Raw genomic sequence first — 17,756 nt, 5'->3', positions numbered from 1 at the left:
GTAGGGCCGGGAGCGGGCGTCGGCAGCTCGGCGCGGGCGGTCGGCGCGGCGCCTTTACGGCCAGCCGTCGCGGCCCCGCCGCGTGTCGCGTTTCTTCAAGCCGCGGACCGCCCCGCCTCCGTACCGTCGAGCCATGGACACTTCACGCACCCCACAGTCGGCGGGCGACCCGGGCACCCCGGGCCCCCGCATCAGCGAACTGCTCGCCCTGGCCGTCGACCGGGCCGTCCCCGTCGTCCGGGCCCTGCCCGACGACCGCCTCGGCGATCCCACGCCCTGCGCCGACTACGACGTGCGCGCGCTGGTCAACCACCTCTTCCAGGTGGTCGTCCAGTTCCAGGAGCTGGCCGCCAAACGGAACTCGGACTTCTCCGCCACCCCGGACCACGTGGGGGAGAGCGCCGACTGGCGGGAGGACCTCGTCACGGAGGCGGGCAAGCTCGTCCGCGCCTGGGGCGAGCCCGGCGCCGACGAGGGCACCACCGGGGCGATGGACATGCCGGCCGAGACCGTCGGCCTCATGGCGCTGCTCGACCTGACCGTGCACGCCTGGGACCTGGCGCGGGCCACCGGCCAGGAGTACCGGCAGGACGCCACCGACGCCGTGGTGGTCGCGCGGCTGCGGACGGCCGTCGACGGACTGGGGCCCACCGCACGGAAGATGGGCGTCTTCGGCGAGCCGGTGACCGCGCCGGACGGGGCATCCGACCTCGAACTGCTGCTCGCGGAGACGGGCCGCGACCCGCGCTGGAGCCGCTAGAGGGCTTGCGCGGGCGGCTCAGGACCGGCTCAGGGCCACACCAAGCAGTACGCCTGATGCCCCGCGTCGTGCAGGCGGTGGCTGAAGTCCTGCCATTCGTGGAGGAGTTGGTAGACGTTGAACGCGTCGCGCGGGCCGCCGCGGTCCGGGACCGTGGACCATATGAACGCCGCGGCGCCCACCGACTCCTCACCGACGCCGCGCAGCGGGTCGACGACCGTCATGGGGAGCTTCACCACGGCGTAGTCGGGGTGCAGGACGACCAGTTCGAGCGGGGGGACCTTGTGCAGGGGTATGCCCTCGATGCCGGTCAGGACCATCGCGGCCATCGTCTCCGGCTTGATCTTCGTGAACATCCCGCCCATGCCGAGCTCGTCGCCGCCGAGCTCCTCGGGGCGCATCGAGATCGGCACACGGGCGGCGGTCGCGCCGTCCGGGGCACCGAAGTACTTGTACGTCACCCCGACCCCGCCACTCCTGCTGGTCACCCGGTCCCTCCGGGACTCGCCGGATCCGCCGAGCGCCTGGTCGGGCGCCTGCGCCGCCGGTTCCGCTGCCACCTCGCGCCGGTGCTTGCCCCGCCGGGCACGCCGGGGGCCCAGGCCGTCGGTCCCCTCGCCCAGTCCGCCACCGCGATGCATATCTCCACCCGACTGCTTTGCCAGGGCGGCACGGCCCTGTCTTTTCTAGGCCTCGCGGCCCCCGCCACGCAACCCGATCATCGTGTCAGTGACCTCCCCCACGGTCACCCGCTAAAACGTGGAGTGAAACACCTGTCCGCAGGATGTCCGGACCCTCTGACACCATGGCTCGTGTGAGCTTCCCGTATAGCGCCCCAGTTTCGCAGACTCTCTTCGACCGTGCGGCGGCCGTGACGCCCGGCGGTGTGAACTCTCCCGTGCGCGCGTTCCGCGCTGTGGGTGGTACGCCCCGTTTCATGGTGTCCGGCACCGGTCCGTACCTGACTGACGCCGACGGCCGCGAGTACGTCGACCTCGTGTGTTCGTGGGGCCCGATGATCCTCGGGCACTCCCACCCCGAGGTGATCGCCGCCGTGCAGGAGGCCGTCGCGCGCGGCACCTCCTTCGGCACGCCCGGCGAGGGCGAGGTCGCCCTCGCCGAGGAGATCGTCGGCCGGATCGACCCCGTGGAGCAGGTCCGGCTGGTCTCCAGCGGCACCGAGGCGACCATGTCCGCCATCCGTCTCGCGCGCGGCTTCACCGGCCGCGCCAAGGTCATCAAGTTCGCCGGGTGCTACCACGGGCACGTGGACGCGTTGCTCGCGTCGGCGGGTTCGGGCGTGGCGACGCTCGGCCTTCCGGACACCCCCGGGGTCACCGGCGCCCAGGCGGGCGACACCATCGTCGTGCCGTACAACGACCTCGAAGCGGTGCACGAGGCGTTCCACAAGCACCCCGGCGAGATCGCCTGCGTCATCACCGAGGCGGCGCCGGGCAACATGGGCGTCGTACCGCCGCAGCCCGGCTTCAACGCCGGCCTCAAGGCGGCCTGCGCCAAGAACGGCGCGCTGTACATCTCCGACGAGGTGATGACCGGCTTCCGTACGTCGAAGGCCGGCTGGTTCGGCGTCGACGGCGTGACGCCCGACCTGATGACCTTCGGCAAGGTCATGGGCGGCGGCTTCCCGGCCGCGGCCTTCGGCGGCCGCGCCGACGTCATGGCGCACCTCGCCCCTGCGGGCCCCGTCTACCAGGCGGGCACGCTCTCCGGTAACCCGGTCGCCACGGCCGCGGGCCTCGCCCAGCTGCGCCTCCTCGACGACGCGGCGTACGAGAAGGTCGACGACGTCTCCGCGCGGCTGCGCGCCCTGGTGACCGAGGCGCTCGCCAAGGAGGGCGTCGCCCACCGGGTGCAGAACGCGTCGAACATGTTCACCGTGTTCTTCACCGACCGCGAGGTGCGCAACTACGAGGACGCGAAGGCGCAGGAGTCCTTCCGCTTCACCGCGTTCTTCCACTCGATGCTGTCGCAGGGCGTCTATCTGCCGCCGTCGTCCTTCGAGTCCTGGTTCGTGTCCACCGCCCACGACGAGCAGGCGATCGAGCGTGTCGCCGCGGCCCTGCCGGCCGCCGCGCGCGCCGCCGCGGAAGCGACGGAGGCCACCGCATGAGCGACGCCGCTGCGGGCGACGAGCTGACCGTCGTCCACCTGATGCGCCACGGCGAGGTGCACAACCCCGACGGGATCCTCTACGGGCGGCTGCCCGACTACCACCTCTCCGAGCTCGGCCGGCAGATGGCCGACCGCGTCGCCGAGCACCTCGCCCGGCGCGACGTGACGCATGTCGTCGCCTCGCCGCTGGACCGCGCCCAGGAGACGGCCACGCCGATCGCCAAGGCGCACGGCCTCGACCTCGCCACCGACGGGCGCCTCATCGAGGCGGCCAACGTCTTCGAGGGCAAGACCTTCGGGGTGGGCGACGGCGCCCTGAAGAACCCGGACAACTGGAAGCACCTCGTCAACCCCTTCAAGCCGTCCTGGGGCGAGCCGTACGTGGAGCAGGTCGTACGGATGATGGGCGCCCTGGACGCGGCCAAGGACGCGGCCCGCGGGCACGAGGCGGTGTGCGTCAGCCACCAGCTGCCGATCTGGATCGTGCGCAGCTTCGTGGAGAAGCGGCGGCTGTGGCACGACCCGCGCAAGCGGCAGTGCACGCTGGCGTCGCTCACGTCGTTCACCTACCGCGGCGACAAGATCGTCTCGGTGGGGTACAGCGAGCCCGCCCGGGATCTGGTGCCCGCTCATCTCCTCGCCGGCGCCAAGCCGGCGCCGGGCAAGAGCAAGGCATTCGGCGCCTGATAAAGGCCGCCGGTGATCCACCGCGTGTAATCGTGCGGCAACTGTATGTCCCTTTTCCGGGAATCGCGCAAATAATTCCGTTGCGCAGGAACCCCGTTGTTCGTCGCGCCCTCTAACCGGTTGTCCCTCTTGCTCGGCACATAGAGCAGGAACGGACCCAGGGGCGCGACGAATGGGGATGGAATGCGCGACATCAGCCGCAGGGGAATGCTCGGACTCGGAGCCGGCACGGCCGCCGCTTTCGGGCTCGCGGCGTGCGGCTCGGGCGGCGACGGTGATTCGTCAGGGCCCGCCGGTAAGGCCGGGGACGGCAAGGGCGGCGCGCAGAAGCGCCCGTCGAAGCCGATCGGCGACGGTTCGACCGCGTACACCGGAACCCAGCCCCACCAGCCGGGCAAGCCCGTTCCGCTGCAGCCGGGCGAGACGCCCCCGCAGTTCGTGATCTTCTCCTGGGACGGCGCCGGCGAGGTCGGCAACGGTCTGTTCCCGCGCTTTTTGAAGCTCGCCGAGGAACACGACGCGCACATGACGTTCTTCCTCTCCGGCCTTTATCTGCTGCCGGAATCGAAGAAGCGTCTGTACCGTCCGCCGAACAACGCCGTCGGTGCCTCCGACATCGGTTATCTCACCGACGGTCACATCAAGGACACGCTCAAGTACGTGCGTCAGGCATGGCTCGAAGGCCATGAAATCGGCACGCACTTCAACGGGCACTTCTGCGCCGGCTCGGGTTCCGTGGCCAACTGGACGTCCGCGCAATGGCAGGACGAGATCGACCAGGCCAAGTCCTTTGTGAAGAAGTGGCGCACCAACACCGGCTGGACCGATCTGCCGTCGCTGCCCTTCGACTACGACAAGGAACTCGTCGGCGGCCGCACGCCCTGTCTGCTCGGGCAGAACAACCTGCTGCCGACGGCGAAGAAGCTCGGCTGGCGCTACGACGCGTCCTCGCCCGGCGGCCGCCAGAAGTGGCCGCAGAAGAAGATGGGCGTCTGGGACCTGCCGCTGCAGGCCATGCCCTTCCCCGGGCACAGCTTCGAGGTCCTCTCGATGGACTACAACATCCTCGCCAACCAGTCGCAGAACTCCACGAAGGCGCCGCCGGCCAACTACCCGGGCTGGCGCAAGCAGGCCGCCGAGGCCTACATAGCCGGCTTCAAGCGCGCCTACGAGTCCAACCGTGCGCCGTTCTTCATCGGCAACCACTTCGAGGAGTGGAACGGCGGCATCTACATGGATGCCGTCGAGGAGGCCCTGAAGCACATCGCCGGCAAGAAGGACGTACGTCTCGTCTCCTTCCGGCAGTTCGTCGACTGGCTCGACGTGCAGGACCCCAAGGTGCTCCAGAAGCTCCAGGGCCTGGAGGTCGGCCAGCAGCCGGCCGGGGGCTGGAAGAGCCTTCGCTAGGGCGTTCTCCGCTGCGGAGGGGGCGCGGAAGATCGCGGATTCGGACATGCGAAACTTTTCACATGAGTGTTGCCTGCCGTGCCCCACACCGCATCGATAGCAGCAGTCGACGCCGCAGCCGCGCTGCCCTGCTCACCGCAGGACTCGCGGTCGTCGCGCTGGCACTGTCCGCCTGCAGTTCCGGCGGCACCTCGGGCGGTTCCGGAAACACCAACTTCGTCGCCGGTTCCGACGGCATCGCGACCGTCAAGAAGGGCAACCGCAAGGCGAGCCCGGACCTCGACGGAGAGACGCTCGACGGAAAGCACCTCGACATCGGCAAGGACTACAAGGGCAAGATCGTGGTCCTGAACGTCTGGGGCTCCTGGTGCGCCCCGTGCCGGGCCGAGGCGCCGAACTTCGCGAAGGTCGCCAAGGAGACCAAGGCCAAGGGCGTCGAGTTCGTCGGGATCAACACGCGTGACCCCGAGCGGGGTCCGGCGATCCAGTTCGAGAAGCAGCACGAGATTCCCTATCCGAGCCTGCACGACCCGATGGGCAAGCTGATGCTGCGCTTCCCCAAGGGCTCGCTCAACCCGAACTTCATTCCCTCCACGCTCGTCGTCGACCGGGACGGGAAGATCGCGGCGCGCTCGCAGCAGCCGCTGAACGAAGAGAAGCTGCGGAAGATGATCGACCCTGTGCTCGCGGAGAAGTGATGCCGACCCTCGCGGCCGCGATCAGTGACCCGAACCAGACCGTCATGGGTGGCGCCCTGCTTCTCGCGATCCCGGTCGCGGTGCTCGGCGGGCTCGTCTCGTTCTTCTCGCCGTGCGTCCTGCCGCTCGTCCCCGGCTACCTCTCGTACGTCACCGGGGTCAGCGGCCAGGACCTCGGTGAGGCCCGGCGGGGCCGGATGGCCGCGGGCGCGGCGCTGTTCGTGGCCGGCTTCACCGTCATCTTCGTCTCCGCCACCGTCTTCTTCGGGGCGCTGGGGCGCACGCTCAGGGAGCACCAGAGCACCGTCAACATGGTGCTGGGCGTGGTGATGATCGTGCTCGGTCTCTTCTTCATGGGGCTCATGCCCTGGCTCACCCAGCGCGAGTACCGCTTCCACAAGCGGCCCGCGGTGGGGCTCGCGGGCGCCCCGATCGTGGGCGCCCTCTTCGCGGTCGGCTGGACGCCGTGCATCGGCCCGACCCTCGCCTCCGTCCTGACGCTCTCCGCCGACGGGGCCAATCCGCAGCGAGGCGCCATACTCGGCGTCGCCTACTCCCTCGGGCTCGGCATCCCGTTCATCCTCGCGGCCGTCGCCTTCCGCAAGGCGCTCGGCGCCTTCGGCTGGATCAAGCGGCACTATGCATGGGTGATGCGCATCGGCGGCGTCATGATGATCGCGACCGGCCTGCTGCTGGTGACCGGCGTGTGGGACAGCGTCATCCAGCAGATGCAGGTCTGGTCCAATGGCTACACGGTGGGGATCTGATCCATGAGCAAGACCGAAGCTCCTGAAGGCGCCCCCGTGGCCCGCGAGGAGAACGACCTGGGTGCCGCGGGCGCGCAGCTGTCCACCGCCCCCAAGGAGGACGGCCCCAGCCTCCCCTCGCTGGGGGTCATCGGCTGGTTCCGCTGGTTCTGGCGGCAGCTGACCTCCATGAGGGTCGCCCTGATCCTGCTCCTGCTGCTCTCCCTCGGCGCCATCCCGGGCTCGCTGATCCCGCAGAACAACGTCGACGAGCTCAAGGTCCAGGACTTCATGGACCGGCACACCACGCTCGGGCCGGTCTACGACAAGCTGCAGCTCTTCGACGTCTACAGCTCGGTGTGGTTCTCCGCGATCTACATCCTCCTGTTCGTCTCCCTCATCGGCTGCATCGTGCCCCGCACCTGGCAGTTCGTCGGCCAGCTGCGCGGCCGCCCGCCGGGCGCCCCCAGGAAGCTGACCCGGCTGCCCGCGTACACCACCTGGCGCACCGACGCCGAGCCCGAGCAGGTGCACGCGACCGCGCTCGCGATGCTCAAGAAGCGCCGCTTCCGCGCGCACACCGCGGGGTCCGGCGCTGGCAGCTCCGTCGCCGCCGAGAAGGGCTATCTGCGCGAGGCCGGGAACCTGATGTTCCACGTCGCGCTGATCGTGATGCTGATCGCGTTCGCCGCCGGACAGCTCCTCAAGTCCGAGGGCGGCAAGCTGGTCATGGAGGGCGACGGGTTCTCCAACACCCTCATCCAGTACGACGACTTCAAGTCCGGCAGCCTCTTCGACACCGACGAGCTGGCGCCGTTCAGCTTCAAGCTCGACAACTTCGTCGGCACGTACCAGAAGTCGGGCCCCAACCGCGGCACGCCCCGCACCTACCGGGCCGACGTCACCTACTCCGAGGGCCCCGACGGCGCCGAGAAGAAGAAGTCGATCGAGGTCAACAAGCCGCTGGAGGTCGACGGCTCGAAGGTCTACCTCATCGGCCACGGCTTCGCCCCCGCCGTCACCGTCCGCGACGCCAAGGGCAAGGTCGTCTACAAGGCCTCCGTGCCGGTCCTGCCCATCGACCAGAACGGCACCGCGACCGGCGCCATCAAGGTCATGGACGGCTACCGCGACAAGAACGGCAGGCCGGACCAGCTCGGCTTCAACGCTTTCTTCGTGCCGACCTTCGCGGGCGTGGGCAAGGGGCAGATGTTCTCCCAGTTCCCCGCCGCCGAGTACCCGGTGCTCGCGCTCTCCGCGTACCACGGCAGCCTCGGCGTCGACGCCGGCGTGCCGCAGAACGTGTACCAGCTGGACACCCGCAAGATGAAGCAGTTCAAGGGCGCCGACGGGCAGCTGTTCAAGCAGCGGCTGCGCCCCGGCGAGACCATGAAGCTGCCGAACGGCGCCGGGTCGATCACGTTCGACAAGAACCTCAAGGAGTGGGCGACCTTCCAGATCTCCCAGCAGCCCGGCACCGGCTGGGCGCTGGGCGGCGCGATCGCCGCCGTCCTCGGCCTCGCCGGATCGCTGTTCATCCAGCGCCGCCGCGTCTGGGTGCGGGCGGTCAAGGGCCCCGACGGCGTCACCGTCGTCGAGATGGCGGGCCTCGGCCGCAGCGAGTCCGCCAAGGTCCCCGAGGAGCTCTCCCAGCTCGCCGCCGAACTCCACGAGAAGGCGCCTTCGGCGTCCCCGCAAGACCCGGACGAGGAAGCCCTCCCCGCCTCCGACCTCGATGCCGCACCTGCCGAAGGGGCTGAGAAGTGAATCTCGCCGCCACCCTGGCCGCCGAGCCCAACGAGAACCTCGCGCACATCAGCAATGTGCTGATCTACTCCGCGATGGCCGTCTATCTGCTCGCGTTCTTCGCGCACATGGCGGAGTGGCTCTTCGGCAGCCGCAGCAAGGTCGCCCGCACCGCCGCCGCGCTCACCCCGAGCAGGACGGGCGCGGCCGCCGCGCCCGCCGTCACCGTCCAGGCCCAGGGCGGCGGCACCGCCACCCTGGAGCGGCCCAAGGTCGTCACCCGGTCCGTCGCGGGCACCCGCGACGTGCCGGACGGGCCCGGCGCCTCCGCCGGTGACGAGAAGGGCGACCTGTACGGCCGTATCGCGGTCTCCCTCACCGTCCTCGCGTTCCTGCTGGAGTTCGGCGGTGTGCTCACCCGCGCCCTGTCGGTGCAGCGGGCGCCGTGGGGCAACATGTACGAGTTCAGCATCACCTTCTCCACCGTGGCCGTCGCGGTGTACCTGGTGCTGCTCGCGCTGAAGAAGAACATCGCCTGGCTCGGCCTCCCGCTGGTCACCACGGTCCTGCTCGACCTCGGTCTCGCCGTCACCGTCCTGTACACCTCCAGCGACCAGCTGGTGCCGGCCCTGCACTCGTACTGGCTGTGGATCCACGTCTCCACCGCGATCTTCTGCGGCGCCGTCTTCTACGTCGGCGGGGTGGGCACGCTGCTCTACCTCTTCCGGGACAGCTACGAGAACAAGCTCCTGAACGGCGGGCAGCCGGGCAAGTTCGCCACCTCCGTCCTGGAGCGGCTGCCCTCGGCGGCCTCCCTCGACAAGTTCTCGTACCGCCTGAACGCCGCGATCTTCCCGCTGTGGACGTTCACGATCATCGCGGGCGCGATCTGGGCGGGCGACGCCTGGGGCCGCTACTGGGGCTGGGACCCCAAGGAGGTCTGGTCCTTCATCACCTGGGTCGCGTACGCCTGCTACCTGCACGCCCGCGCCACCGCCGGCTGGAAGGGCCGCAAGGCCGCCTACCTGGCCCTGATCGCCTTCGCCTGCTGGCTGTTCAACTACTACGGCGTGAACATCTTCGTCACCGGCAAGCACTCGTACGCCGGGGTCTGACCCGGGCGGGCGCCCCGTGAGGACGCCGTGTCAGGGATGCGGAACCCGTCCCGCCGGGCCAGGCTGGTGCCATGACCGCGATGATCGGGCAGGGCACCAGCCATACCGAGGGCAGTACCCAGCACCTGCATTACGAGCTGCACCTTCCCCACCCTGTGGACAGCGTGTGGGCGGCGGTGGCCACCCCGGAGGGACTGCCGGGGTGGCTGGCCGCCGCCGACGTGTTCGAGCCCCGGCTCGGCGGCGCCGTCACCCTGCGCTGGCTCAACGGCGAACCGGACGCCGTCCACTCCGGGCACGTCACCGCCTGGGACCCGGAGGTGATCGCCGAGTACACCGTCGACCTGCACGGCCGGTGCCGCTTCCACCTCGAACCGGTGGAGGGGCCCGTGGTGGGGGTCGGCGAGGGGGACGCGACCACGCTGCGCTTCAGCAACGAGTTCGAGGGCGACGACGCGCTGCGGCTCGACTGCCTCGCCGGGTGGCACGACCACTTCGGGTGCCTGGTGGACGCGCTCGACGGGCGGCCCATGGACTGGTCGACGTGGCGCCAGGACCGGTGGCGCCGGCTGCGGGAGGCGTACGCGGCCGCCACGGGCTGATCCCCTCGGGGGGCCGTACGGCCGTTACCCGCCGACCCGCAGCAGCAGCTTGCCCGTCGACGTCCTGCCGCCCATCAGCCGGTGCGCGTCGGCGGCCTCCGCCAGGGGGAACTCGGCGGTCACCGGCAGCGTGACCGTGCCGTCGGCGACCAGCCGGAACGCGCGCTCGGCGACCGCGCGCAGGGCCTGCGGGGCGCTCTGCGCCAGCGTCAGGATGGAGAACGCCGAGACCGTGTGCGCCCCGGGGAAGAGGTCGGGCTGGCCCACCGCCCACGGCTCGGCCCCGCCCGCGTTGCCGAAGGAGACGAGGCGGCCGAAGGGGGCGAGGGCGTCGAGCGAGCGCCGGAAGGTGTCGCCGCCGACCGGGTCGAGCGCGAGGTCGACGCCGCGGCCCCCGGTGGCCCGGCGCGCCTCGTGGGCGAAGCCGGGTCCGGTGCCGTCGTCCACGAACACCTCGTCGTAGCCGTACTTCAGCGCGTACTGCGCCTTGGCGGCACCCGAGACGACCCCGAGCACCGTGGCCCCGGCCGCCTTCGCCAGCTGCCCGGCGACGGTGCCGACACCGCCGGCGGCGCCCTGCACGAGCACGCTCTCGCCCGCCCGGACGCGGCCCACCTCGTGCAGCAGCGCGTGCGCGGTCGGCACCACCGTCGGCAGGGCGGCGGCGGTGCGCGGGTCGACGCCCTCGGGGAGGGCGAAGACGGTGGCCGCGTCGGCGAGGGCCACCTCGGCGTAGGCGCCGCCCGCGGTGAGGGCCGCGACCTGTTGGCCGGGGCGCAGCGCGGTGACGCCCGCGCCGACCGCGCGGATCCGGCCGGAGACCTCCAGGCCGGGCACGAAGGGCAGGGCGGGCACCCGGTAGCCGTCGGAGCGTGCCTTGAGGTCGGCGAAATTCACGCCGGCGTAGGCGACGTCGACGGTGACCTGGCCGGGGCCGGGCTCGGGGACCTCGGCGTAGGCCGGCTCCAGGACCTCGGGTCCGCCGGTCTGCCGGAAATGAACGGTGCGCATGACGGAGTACCCCTCGCCGGGAAGTGTTCAACGGAAAGCGAACACTCGGGAGTGTATGGTTTTCATCGAACACTCGACAAGAGGGGCGGGCGGACATGGTGAGTCACCGCGCGGCGCCGGTGCACGTGGACCCCGCCGACGTCTCCGTGCAGAGCGCGCTCGCCGCGCTCGCCGATCCCGTACGCCTGTACTTGGTACGGGAGTTGGCGTCCTCGGCCGACTGGACGCGGGCCTGCGGCAGCTTCGACGTGACCGTCGGCAAGGCCGCCCTGAGCCACCACTTCGCGACCCTGCGCGCGGCGGGCCTGGTGGAGCAGCGCGACGAGGGCGCCCGGCGCGTCAACCGCCTGCGCCACGCGGAGTTCGACGACCGCTTCCCGGGGCTCCTCGCGCTGGTGCTGCGCGAGGAGTGAGGCCTGCCGAAGAGTGAGGCCTGCCGGGGCGGGGCCACCCTCCGTCCCGCCTCAGTCGCCCGCCACCGTGATCGCGTCCAGCTGCCCCCGCAGATAGACGTGCGAATCGATGCCCCGGACGTCCGTGCCCGGGTCGCACTCGTAGAAGTACACGAGCGACATCAGCTCCTCTGCGGGCAGCTCGGCGGGCGGCGGCAGCACCCGGTGGCGGCCCGACTGCCAGCGGCCGTCCGTCCAACGCGCCATCAGGTCACCGATGTTGACCGTGAGGGCCGCCGGGTCGAACGGCGCGTCCTGCCAGCCGCCGTCGTCCGTGAACACCTGGAGCCCGCCCCGCCCCGCCTCCCGGTCGAGCACCGTCACCGTGCCGAAGTCGGTGTGCGGGCCGATGCGGAACTGGCCCGGCTCGGGCGCGCCCACCCGCTCCCGCCCCGGGTACCAGTTGATGTTGAAGCCCCAGGTGGGGTGGCCGGTGTGCCGGGTGAAGAAGTCCTCGCCCGCGCCGAGCGCGACGCCGAGGAGCTCCAGGAGGCGGTCGCAGAGCGCGCGCATCTGCCGCAGATACTCCTCGACGGGCTCCCGCAGTCCGGGCGCCTCGGCCGGCCAGGTGTTGGGCGCGAACCACTCGGCGTCCACCGCCGGATCCCCCGTCGGCTCGTCCGCCGCGAACGACAGCGACTCCTTCAGGTCCGGGGGCGCGGCCGTGCCCTCGGCGTAACTGTTGGCCTCGGCGCCGGGGCCGAGCCAGCCGCGGTCGCCCACCCGCACCGCGTACCGCCGCTTCGCCTCGGCCGGCAGCCGGAAGAAGCCGCGGGCCGACTCCCTGATCGTCGCGCGCAGGGCCGGGTCGACCCCGTGTCCGGTGACGAGGAGGAACCCGGCGCTCCGCAGGGCCTCGTCGACCGTGCGTGCCGTCCGGGCGCGGGCCTCGGCGTCGCCGGACAGCCACGGCCGCAGGTCGACCGTCGGGATGCGGGATGCGTTGCTCGTGTCGGCGCTCATGCCGGCCATGGTGCCCACGCACGCCGCCCGTCAGGCCTCATCGACGGCGCCGATGGAGCCATCGGGAGGACGCCCCGGCAGCGCGTGGACCGGCGCGTACGCCCGCTCGTAGCTTCGTCGGCATGACAACGACCGCAGCGCACAAGTCATCCGAGCGCACGGGCACCGCCCAGCTCACCGCCGCGATGGTGCTCTCCGGCACCCTCGGGATCTTCGTCGTGGAGTCCGGCGCATCCGCCTTCAACGTGGTGTTCTTCCGTGTCCTGTTCGGCGCCCTCGCCCTCGGTACGTACGCCGCCGCCCGCGGCTACTTCCGCGACCACGGCCTCACCCTCAAGAAGCTCGGACTCGCCGCGCTGGGCGGGGTGTTCATCGTCTTCAACTGGGTGTTCCTCTTCTCGGCGTACGAGGCCACCTCGATCTCCCTGGCCACCGTCGTCTACCACACGCAGCCGTTCTTCCTGGTGCTGCTCAGCGCCGTCGTGCTGCGCGAGCGGCTGACCCGCTCCCAACTGGGCTGGCTGGCGGCCGCGTTCGCCGGGCTCGTGCTGGTCTCGGGGGTGCGGCCGGGCGACGCGGGCTCGCTCGCCGGCATCGGCCTGGCGCTGCTCGCCGCCGTTCTCTACGCGCTGTCCACCCTCGTCACCAAGCGCGTCACCGGCGTTCGCCCGCACTTGATCGCCCTCGTCCAGGTCCTCGTCGGCATCCCGCTGCTGCTGCCCTTCACCGACTTCGGCGCGATGGGCGGCACCGGCACCGGATGGGCCTGGCTCGCCGGACTCGGCGTGATCCACACCGGCCTGATGTACGTCCTGATGTACGCGGCGTACGCCAAGCTGACCACCGCCAAGATCGCCGTGCTCGCCTTCACCTACCCGGCCGTCGCGATGGTCGCCGACTGGGCGGTCTACGGCCACCACATCGGACTCGTCCAGGCGCTCGGCGTCCCGCTGATCGTCCTCGCGAGCCTCAAGGTCACCCTGGCGCGGGCGAGCCGCCCTGCTCCCGTACGAGCCGCACGGCCTGCTCCACGAACAGCCGCACCTGCGGCGCGAGACGCTTCCCCGACCGCCACGCGAGCTGCGTCCACAAGGTGAACGGCGGCTCCCACGGCAGCCGTACCAGGGTGCCGTCCGCCAGCTCCCGCGCCACCGCCACGGCCGGGAGCAGCGCCACGCCGAGGCCGCCCGCCACGCCCTGCTTCGTCGCCTCGATGGTGCCGAACTCCATGAACGGCGGCGCTTGCCCGGTGTGCGCGTGCAGCTCGTCCTCGAAGAGGTCCCGGTACGGGCAGCCCGGCTCGGTGCCGACCAGCTGCACCGCCGACAGATCGCCGGTGCCGAGCGGCCCCGCGCCGCGCGCGGCCAGCGGATCGGTCGGCGCGCAGACCAGGACCAGCGGCTCCTCGGCGAGGACCTCGGTCTCCAGGCCCGGGTGCGCGGTGGCCGGCTCCATGAGGAAGCCCACGTCGTACGTGCCCTGCCGCAGCGCCCGCCGGGTCTCGTCGCCCAGCGTGGGGCGCAGCGAGAGCCGCACCTTCGGGTAGCGGTGGTGGAAGAGTTCGAGGAGCGGCGGCAGCCGGTAGGAGGTCAGCGACTCCATGGTGCCGACCGCGATCGTGCCGGACGGCTCATCGGCGCCGGCGACCGCGGCCCGTGCCTCGTCGGCGAGTTCGATGATCTGCCGGGCGTAGGGGAGCAGCCGCTCGCCCGCGTCGGTGAGGCGGATGCGGCTGCCGAGCCGGTCGAAGAGCTCCGCGCCGAGCGAGGTCTCCAGGGCGCGGATCTGGCTGGTGACGCTGGACTGGGCGTACTTGAGCTCGGCGGCGGCGCGGGTGAAGCTGAGGACGGCGGCGACCTTCTCGAAGGTCACGAGCAGCCGCAGTTCCACGGCCCGTCAGCCCTCGCCCTTGTCACGCCGGTCGCGCCGGTCGTCGTCCGGGTCCGGGTCCTCGTCGCGCAGGGACTTCAGGAACTCCGGGTTGTCGTCCGGCGCCACCCACCGGGTGCTGCCGCCGCGGCCCCGCCCGCCGATACCGCCGCCCGCGCCGGGTGCGTGGCGCACCTTGCCGGTGACGAGCCAGGCGACCGGGCCGAGCAGCACCTCGCCGAAGAGCAGCACGATGATGACCCACACCACCTTGGGCAGATGCCTGACCTCCTTCTCCGGAGTGTTCAGTACATCGATGAAGGCATAGATCCACACCGCCAGGACCAGCAGGAACGGCAGATACCTGAGCATGGTGGCGCGATCCCCCAAGCGGTGGCGGCGGGTGGCGTGCGTGCCCCCGGTGACGGGGCCAGGGTAGCCGGTGCCGGATACTGGAACGCATGGCTTACGACGATCTTCGCTCCCTGCTCCGGGCACTGGACCGCGAGGGCGATCTCAAGCGCATCAAGGCCGAGGTCGACCCGTATCTGGAGGTCGGCGAGATCACCGACCGCGTCCAGAAGGCCGGCGGCCCCGCGCTCCTCTTCGAGAACGTCAAGGGCTCCGCGATGCCCCTGGCCATGAACGTGTACGGGACGGACCGCCGGCTGCTCAAGGCGCTCGGTCTGAAGTCGTACGGCGAGATCAGCGAGAAGATCGGCGGTCTGCTCAAGCCGGAGCTGCCGCACGGCTTCGTCGGGGTGCGCGAGGCGTTCGGCAAGCTCGGCGCGATGACGCACGTACCGCCGAAGAAGGTGAAGTCCGACAACGCGCCCGTCCAGGAGGTCGTCCTCACCGGCGACGACGTGGACCTGGAGCAGCTGCCCGCGCTCTTCACCTGGCCCGAGGACGGCGGCTCCTTCTTCAACCTGGGCCTGACCCACACCAAGGACCCCGACACCGGGGTGCGCAACCTCGGCCTCTACCGGTTGCAGCGTCACGACAAGCGCACCATCGGCATGCACTGGCAGATCCACAAGGACAGCCGCAACCACTACCAGGTGGCCGCACGCCGCGGCGAGAAGCTGCCCGTCGCCATCGCCTTCGGCTGCCCGCCCGCCGTCACGTACGCCTCCACGGCGCCGCTGCCCGGCGACATGGACGAGTACATGCTGGCCGGGTTCATCCAGGGCAAGCGGGTGGAGATGGTCGACTGCAAGACGGTCCCGCTCCAGGTGCCCGCGCACGCCGAGGTCGTCATCGAGGGCTGGCTCGAGCCGGGCGAGATGCTCCCCGAGGGCCCCTTCGGCGACCACACCGGCTTCTACACGCCGCAGGAACCGTTCCCCGCCCTGAAGATCGACTGCGTGACGATGCGCAAGCGCCCGCTGCTCCAGTCCATCGTGGTCGGCCGCCCGCCGACGGAGGACGGCCCGCTGGGCCGCGCGACGGAGAGGTTCTTCCTCCCGCTCCTCAAGGTGATCGTCCCGGACATCGTGGACTACCACCTGCCGGAGTCCGGCGGCTTCCACAACTGCGCGATCGTCTCGATCGACAAGAAGTACCCCAAGCACGCGCAGAAGGTCATGCACGCCATCTGGGGCGCGCACATGATGTCGTTGACGAAGCTGATCGTCGTGGTGGACAAGGACTGCGACGTGCACGATCTGCACGAGGTGTCCTGGCGCGCGCTCGGCAACACCGACTACGCCCGCGACCTCACCGTCGTCGAGGGCCCCGTCGACCACCTCGACCACGCCTCCTACCAGCAGTTCTGGGGCGGCAAGGCGGGCATCGACGCCACGAAGAAGCTGCCCGAGGAGGGCTACACCCGGGACGGCGGCTGGCCGGAGATGGTCGAGTCCGACCCGGAGACGGCGGCGAAGGTCGACCGCCGCTGGAAGGAGTACGGACTCTCGTGAGTTCAGCATCAGCCGCGCTGCCGCAGCCCGGACGCACCAAGGCCTTCCTGCGGCTCGTCATGATCGAGCACTCGGTGTTCGCGCTGCCGTTCGCCTACATCGCCGCGCTCACCGCGATGTTCCGCCTCGACGGCAACATCCACTGGGGGCGGCTGCTCCTGGTCACCGTCTGCATGGTGGGCCTGCGCACCTTCGCGATGGCCGCCAACCGGATCATCGACCGCGAGATCGACGCCCGCAATCCGCGTACCGCCCACCGCGAACTGGTCACCGGCGCGGTGTCGGTGAAGTCCGCGTGGACCGGCGCGCTGATCGCGCTGGTGGTCTTCCTCGGCTCGGCGGCCCTGCTGGGCCCGCTCTGCCTGGCGCTCGCGCCGGTCGCGGTGATCCCGATGGTGGTCTACCCGTACGGCAAGCGGTTCACGAACTTCCCGCAGGCCATCCTCGGCATCGCCCAGGCGATGGGACCCGTCGGCGCCTGGATCGCGGTCACCGGCGAGTGGTCGGGCCGGGCCGTCATCCTCGGCCTCGCGGTCGGCATCTGGATCGGCGGCTTCGACCTGATCTACGCCTGCCAGGACGTGGAGACGGACCGCGAGGTCGGCGTGAAGTCGGTGCCCGCGCGGTTCGGCATCCCGGCCGCCATCCGGGGCGCGCGCGCCTGCCACTTCGTGACCACGGCGCTGCTCGTCTGGTACGCCGCGGCCACCGACGCGGGCGCCTTCTTCTGGCTCGGCCTCGCGATCGTCGCGGGCGCCTTCGTCTACGAGCACTCCATCGTGAAGCCGCACGACCTCTCCCGGCTGAACCGCGCCTTCTTCCAGGTGAACGGGTTCATCGGGATCGCCCTGTTCGCGTGCGCGCTGCTCGACCTGCTCGTACGCGGACTCACGGTCTGAAACGCCGACGGATAGGCTTCACAGCGTGAACCCAGGAGATACGCAGCGTAGGCCTTGGATCGTGGGGGTGTCGGGCGCCTCCGGGACGCCGTACGCCGCGGCCGTGCTGCGCGCGCTGCTCGCGGCGGGCGAGAGCGTGGACCTCGTCGTGTCGCGCGCCTCGCGGCTGACCCTGCTGGACGAGACGGGCATCGCCTTCCGTGACGCGCACTGGCGGGACGACCTGCGGCAGTGGCTGGCGCGCGGCGCCGACGGCAAGCCGGGGGTGTTCGACGCCGACGTGTCCGACGTGCGCTACTGGGCCGCCGGCGATCTGGCGGCGGGACCGTCGTCGGGGTCGTACGCGACGAAGGGGATGCTGATCGTGCCGGCGTCCACGGCGTGTGTGGCCGGGGTGGCGCTGGGGCTCTCGAAGGATCTGCTGCAGCGGTCGGCGAGCGTGACCCTGAAGGAGGGCCGGCGGCTCGTGGTCTGCGTACGGGAGACGCCGCTGAACGGTCAGACGCTGAAGCACCTGGTGAGCCTGGACGAGGCGGGCGCGATCGTGCTGCCCGCCTCACCGGCGTTCTACGCGGGGGCGACGCACATCCAGGATCTGGTGGACTTCGTCGCCGGGCGGACGCTGGACGCGGCACGCGTGCCGCACAGCTTGTACCGCCGCTGGGAAGGGGAACTGGGGGGCGCGTCCAGTGGTGCCTGAGCGCCCCGAAAGGGGCGCGGGGAACTGCGCGAGCGACCACGGTGGA

At 71.0% G+C, this 17,756-nt stretch carries 18 protein-coding genes and 1 pseudogene; 14 read left to right on the top strand and 5 right to left on the bottom strand.

What is annotated here, in order from left to right:
• Positions 1-133 precede the first annotated feature (133 nt).
• Positions 134-760, top strand: coding sequence for a TIGR03086 family metal-binding protein (locus ACFYO9_RS06195; protein ID WP_358774596.1), 627 nt, complete (start codon positions 134-136; stop codon positions 758-760).
• 29 nt (positions 761-789) lie between these two features.
• Here the strand turns inward: ACFYO9_RS06195 and ACFYO9_RS06190 are convergent, their stop codons facing one another.
• The gene (locus ACFYO9_RS06190; RefSeq protein WP_355820168.1) at positions 790-1,248 is read right to left on the bottom strand and encodes a hypothetical protein; all 459 of its coding nucleotides are present in this window, start codon (positions 1,246-1,248) and stop codon (positions 790-792) included.
• Positions 1,249-1,565: 317 nt separating this feature from the next.
• On the opposite strand from ACFYO9_RS06190, the gene hemL reads away from it, so the two are divergent.
• The 8 genes from hemL to ACFYO9_RS06150 all read left to right on the top strand — a co-directional run bounded on the left by hemL (position 1,566) and on the right by ACFYO9_RS06150 (position 9,894).
• Positions 1,566-2,891: a glutamate-1-semialdehyde 2,1-aminomutase gene (gene hemL, locus ACFYO9_RS06185; protein WP_355820125.1), complete on the top strand. Its 1,326-nt coding sequence runs from the start codon at positions 1,566-1,568 to the stop codon at positions 2,889-2,891.
• Positions 2,888-3,580 (top strand): histidine phosphatase family protein, encoded by a 693-nt coding sequence (locus ACFYO9_RS06180; RefSeq protein ID WP_358774598.1) that lies wholly within the window; start codon positions 2,888-2,890, stop codon positions 3,578-3,580. Before hemL ends, ACFYO9_RS06180 begins: the two co-directional genes overlap by 4 nt.
• Positions 3,581-3,763: 183 nt before the next feature.
• A complete protein-coding gene (locus ACFYO9_RS06175) occupies positions 3,764-4,987 on the top strand; it encodes a hypothetical protein (protein ID WP_355820129.1) in 1,224 nt (407 codons plus the stop codon).
• Between the two features lie 62 nt (positions 4,988-5,049).
• Positions 5,050-5,685, top strand: coding sequence for a TlpA disulfide reductase family protein (locus ACFYO9_RS06170; RefSeq protein ID WP_358774600.1), 636 nt, complete (start codon positions 5,050-5,052; stop codon positions 5,683-5,685).
• Positions 5,685-6,452 carry a cytochrome c biogenesis protein CcdA gene (locus ACFYO9_RS06165; protein ID WP_355820132.1) on the top strand — a complete coding sequence of 256 codons (768 nt, stop codon included), beginning with the start codon at positions 5,685-5,687 and terminating at the stop codon, positions 6,450-6,452. The genes ACFYO9_RS06170 and ACFYO9_RS06165 overlap by 1 nt, the downstream gene beginning before the upstream one ends.
• 3 nt (positions 6,453-6,455) lie before the next feature.
• A complete protein-coding gene (locus tag ACFYO9_RS06160) occupies positions 6,456-8,198 on the top strand; it encodes a cytochrome c biogenesis protein ResB (RefSeq protein ID WP_358774602.1) in 1,743 nt (580 codons plus the stop codon).
• Positions 8,195-9,292: a c-type cytochrome biogenesis protein CcsB gene (gene ccsB, locus ACFYO9_RS06155; protein WP_358774604.1), complete on the top strand. Its 1,098-nt coding sequence runs from the start codon at positions 8,195-8,197 to the stop codon at positions 9,290-9,292. Before ACFYO9_RS06160 ends, ccsB begins: the two co-directional genes overlap by 4 nt.
• A 71-nt stretch (positions 9,293-9,363) precedes the next feature.
• Positions 9,364-9,894 carry a hypothetical protein gene (locus ACFYO9_RS06150; protein WP_355820138.1) on the top strand — a complete coding sequence of 177 codons (531 nt, stop codon included), beginning with the start codon at positions 9,364-9,366 and terminating at the stop codon, positions 9,892-9,894.
• Between the two features lie 24 nt (positions 9,895-9,918).
• Here ACFYO9_RS06150 and ACFYO9_RS06145 read toward each other — a convergent pair whose 3' ends face one another.
• Positions 9,919-10,905 carry a zinc-binding dehydrogenase gene (locus ACFYO9_RS06145; protein ID WP_358774605.1) on the bottom strand — a complete coding sequence of 329 codons (987 nt, stop codon included), beginning with the start codon at positions 10,903-10,905 and terminating at the stop codon, positions 9,919-9,921.
• 95 nt (positions 10,906-11,000) lie between these two features.
• Between ACFYO9_RS06145 and ACFYO9_RS06140 the strand changes: the two genes are divergently transcribed.
• Positions 11,001-11,318: a transcriptional regulator gene (locus ACFYO9_RS06140; protein ID WP_355820141.1), complete on the top strand. Its 318-nt coding sequence runs from the start codon at positions 11,001-11,003 to the stop codon at positions 11,316-11,318.
• A 51-nt stretch (positions 11,319-11,369) separates the two neighbouring features.
• Here the strand turns inward: ACFYO9_RS06140 and ACFYO9_RS06135 are convergent, their stop codons facing one another.
• Complete coding sequence (locus ACFYO9_RS06135; RefSeq protein ID WP_388665973.1) at positions 11,370-12,320, bottom strand: isopenicillin N synthase family dioxygenase; 951 nt, start codon at positions 12,318-12,320, stop codon at positions 11,370-11,372.
• A 122-nt stretch (positions 12,321-12,442) separates the two neighbouring features.
• On the opposite strand from ACFYO9_RS06135, the gene ACFYO9_RS06130 reads away from it, so the two are divergent.
• On the top strand, positions 12,443-13,417 hold the full coding sequence (locus ACFYO9_RS06130) for a DMT family transporter (RefSeq protein ID WP_358774607.1): 975 nt from the start codon (positions 12,443-12,445) through the stop codon (positions 13,415-13,417).
• Here ACFYO9_RS06130 and ACFYO9_RS06125 read toward each other — a convergent pair.
• Together ACFYO9_RS06125 and ACFYO9_RS06120 are read right to left on the bottom strand one after the other, a co-directional pair.
• Positions 13,314-14,210: pseudogene (locus ACFYO9_RS06125) on the bottom strand (LysR family transcriptional regulator); the annotation flags it as partial. The gene ACFYO9_RS06130 and the pseudogene ACFYO9_RS06125 sit on opposite strands and share 104 nt — an antisense overlap.
• Positions 14,211-14,216: 6 nt before the next feature.
• Positions 14,217-14,561 carry a PLDc N-terminal domain-containing protein gene (locus ACFYO9_RS06120; RefSeq protein WP_358774609.1) on the bottom strand — a complete coding sequence of 115 codons (345 nt, stop codon included), beginning with the start codon at positions 14,559-14,561 and terminating at the stop codon, positions 14,217-14,219.
• A gap of 89 nt (positions 14,562-14,650) precedes the next feature.
• Here ACFYO9_RS06120 and ACFYO9_RS06115 point away from each other — a divergent pair, with 89 nt between their 5' ends.
• Genes ACFYO9_RS06115 through ACFYO9_RS06105 form a run of 3 tightly spaced genes read left to right on the top strand, consistent with a single transcriptional unit; the run spans position 14,651 to position 17,710 of the window.
• Positions 14,651-16,111, top strand: a complete 1,461-nt coding sequence (locus ACFYO9_RS06115) for a menaquinone biosynthesis decarboxylase (protein ID WP_355820148.1) — start codon at positions 14,651-14,653, stop codon at positions 16,109-16,111.
• Positions 16,108-17,010: a menaquinone biosynthesis prenyltransferase MqnP gene (gene mqnP, locus ACFYO9_RS06110; protein ID WP_358774611.1), complete on the top strand. Its 903-nt coding sequence runs from the start codon at positions 16,108-16,110 to the stop codon at positions 17,008-17,010. Before ACFYO9_RS06115 ends, mqnP begins: the two co-directional genes overlap by 4 nt.
• Positions 17,011-17,035: 25 nt before the next feature.
• The gene (locus ACFYO9_RS06105; protein ID WP_355820151.1) at positions 17,036-17,710 is read left to right on the top strand and encodes a UbiX family flavin prenyltransferase; all 675 of its coding nucleotides are present in this window, start codon (positions 17,036-17,038) and stop codon (positions 17,708-17,710) included.
• Positions 17,711-17,756: the final 46 nt, after the last annotated feature.

It is taken from the genome of Streptomyces sp. NPDC005863, assembly GCF_042871345.1.
Taxonomy (GTDB): Bacteria; Actinomycetota; Actinomycetes; order Streptomycetales; family Streptomycetaceae; genus Streptomyces.
Note: the sequence above shows the minus strand (reverse complement) of the source record. Positions and strands in the feature narration are given on the sequence as shown.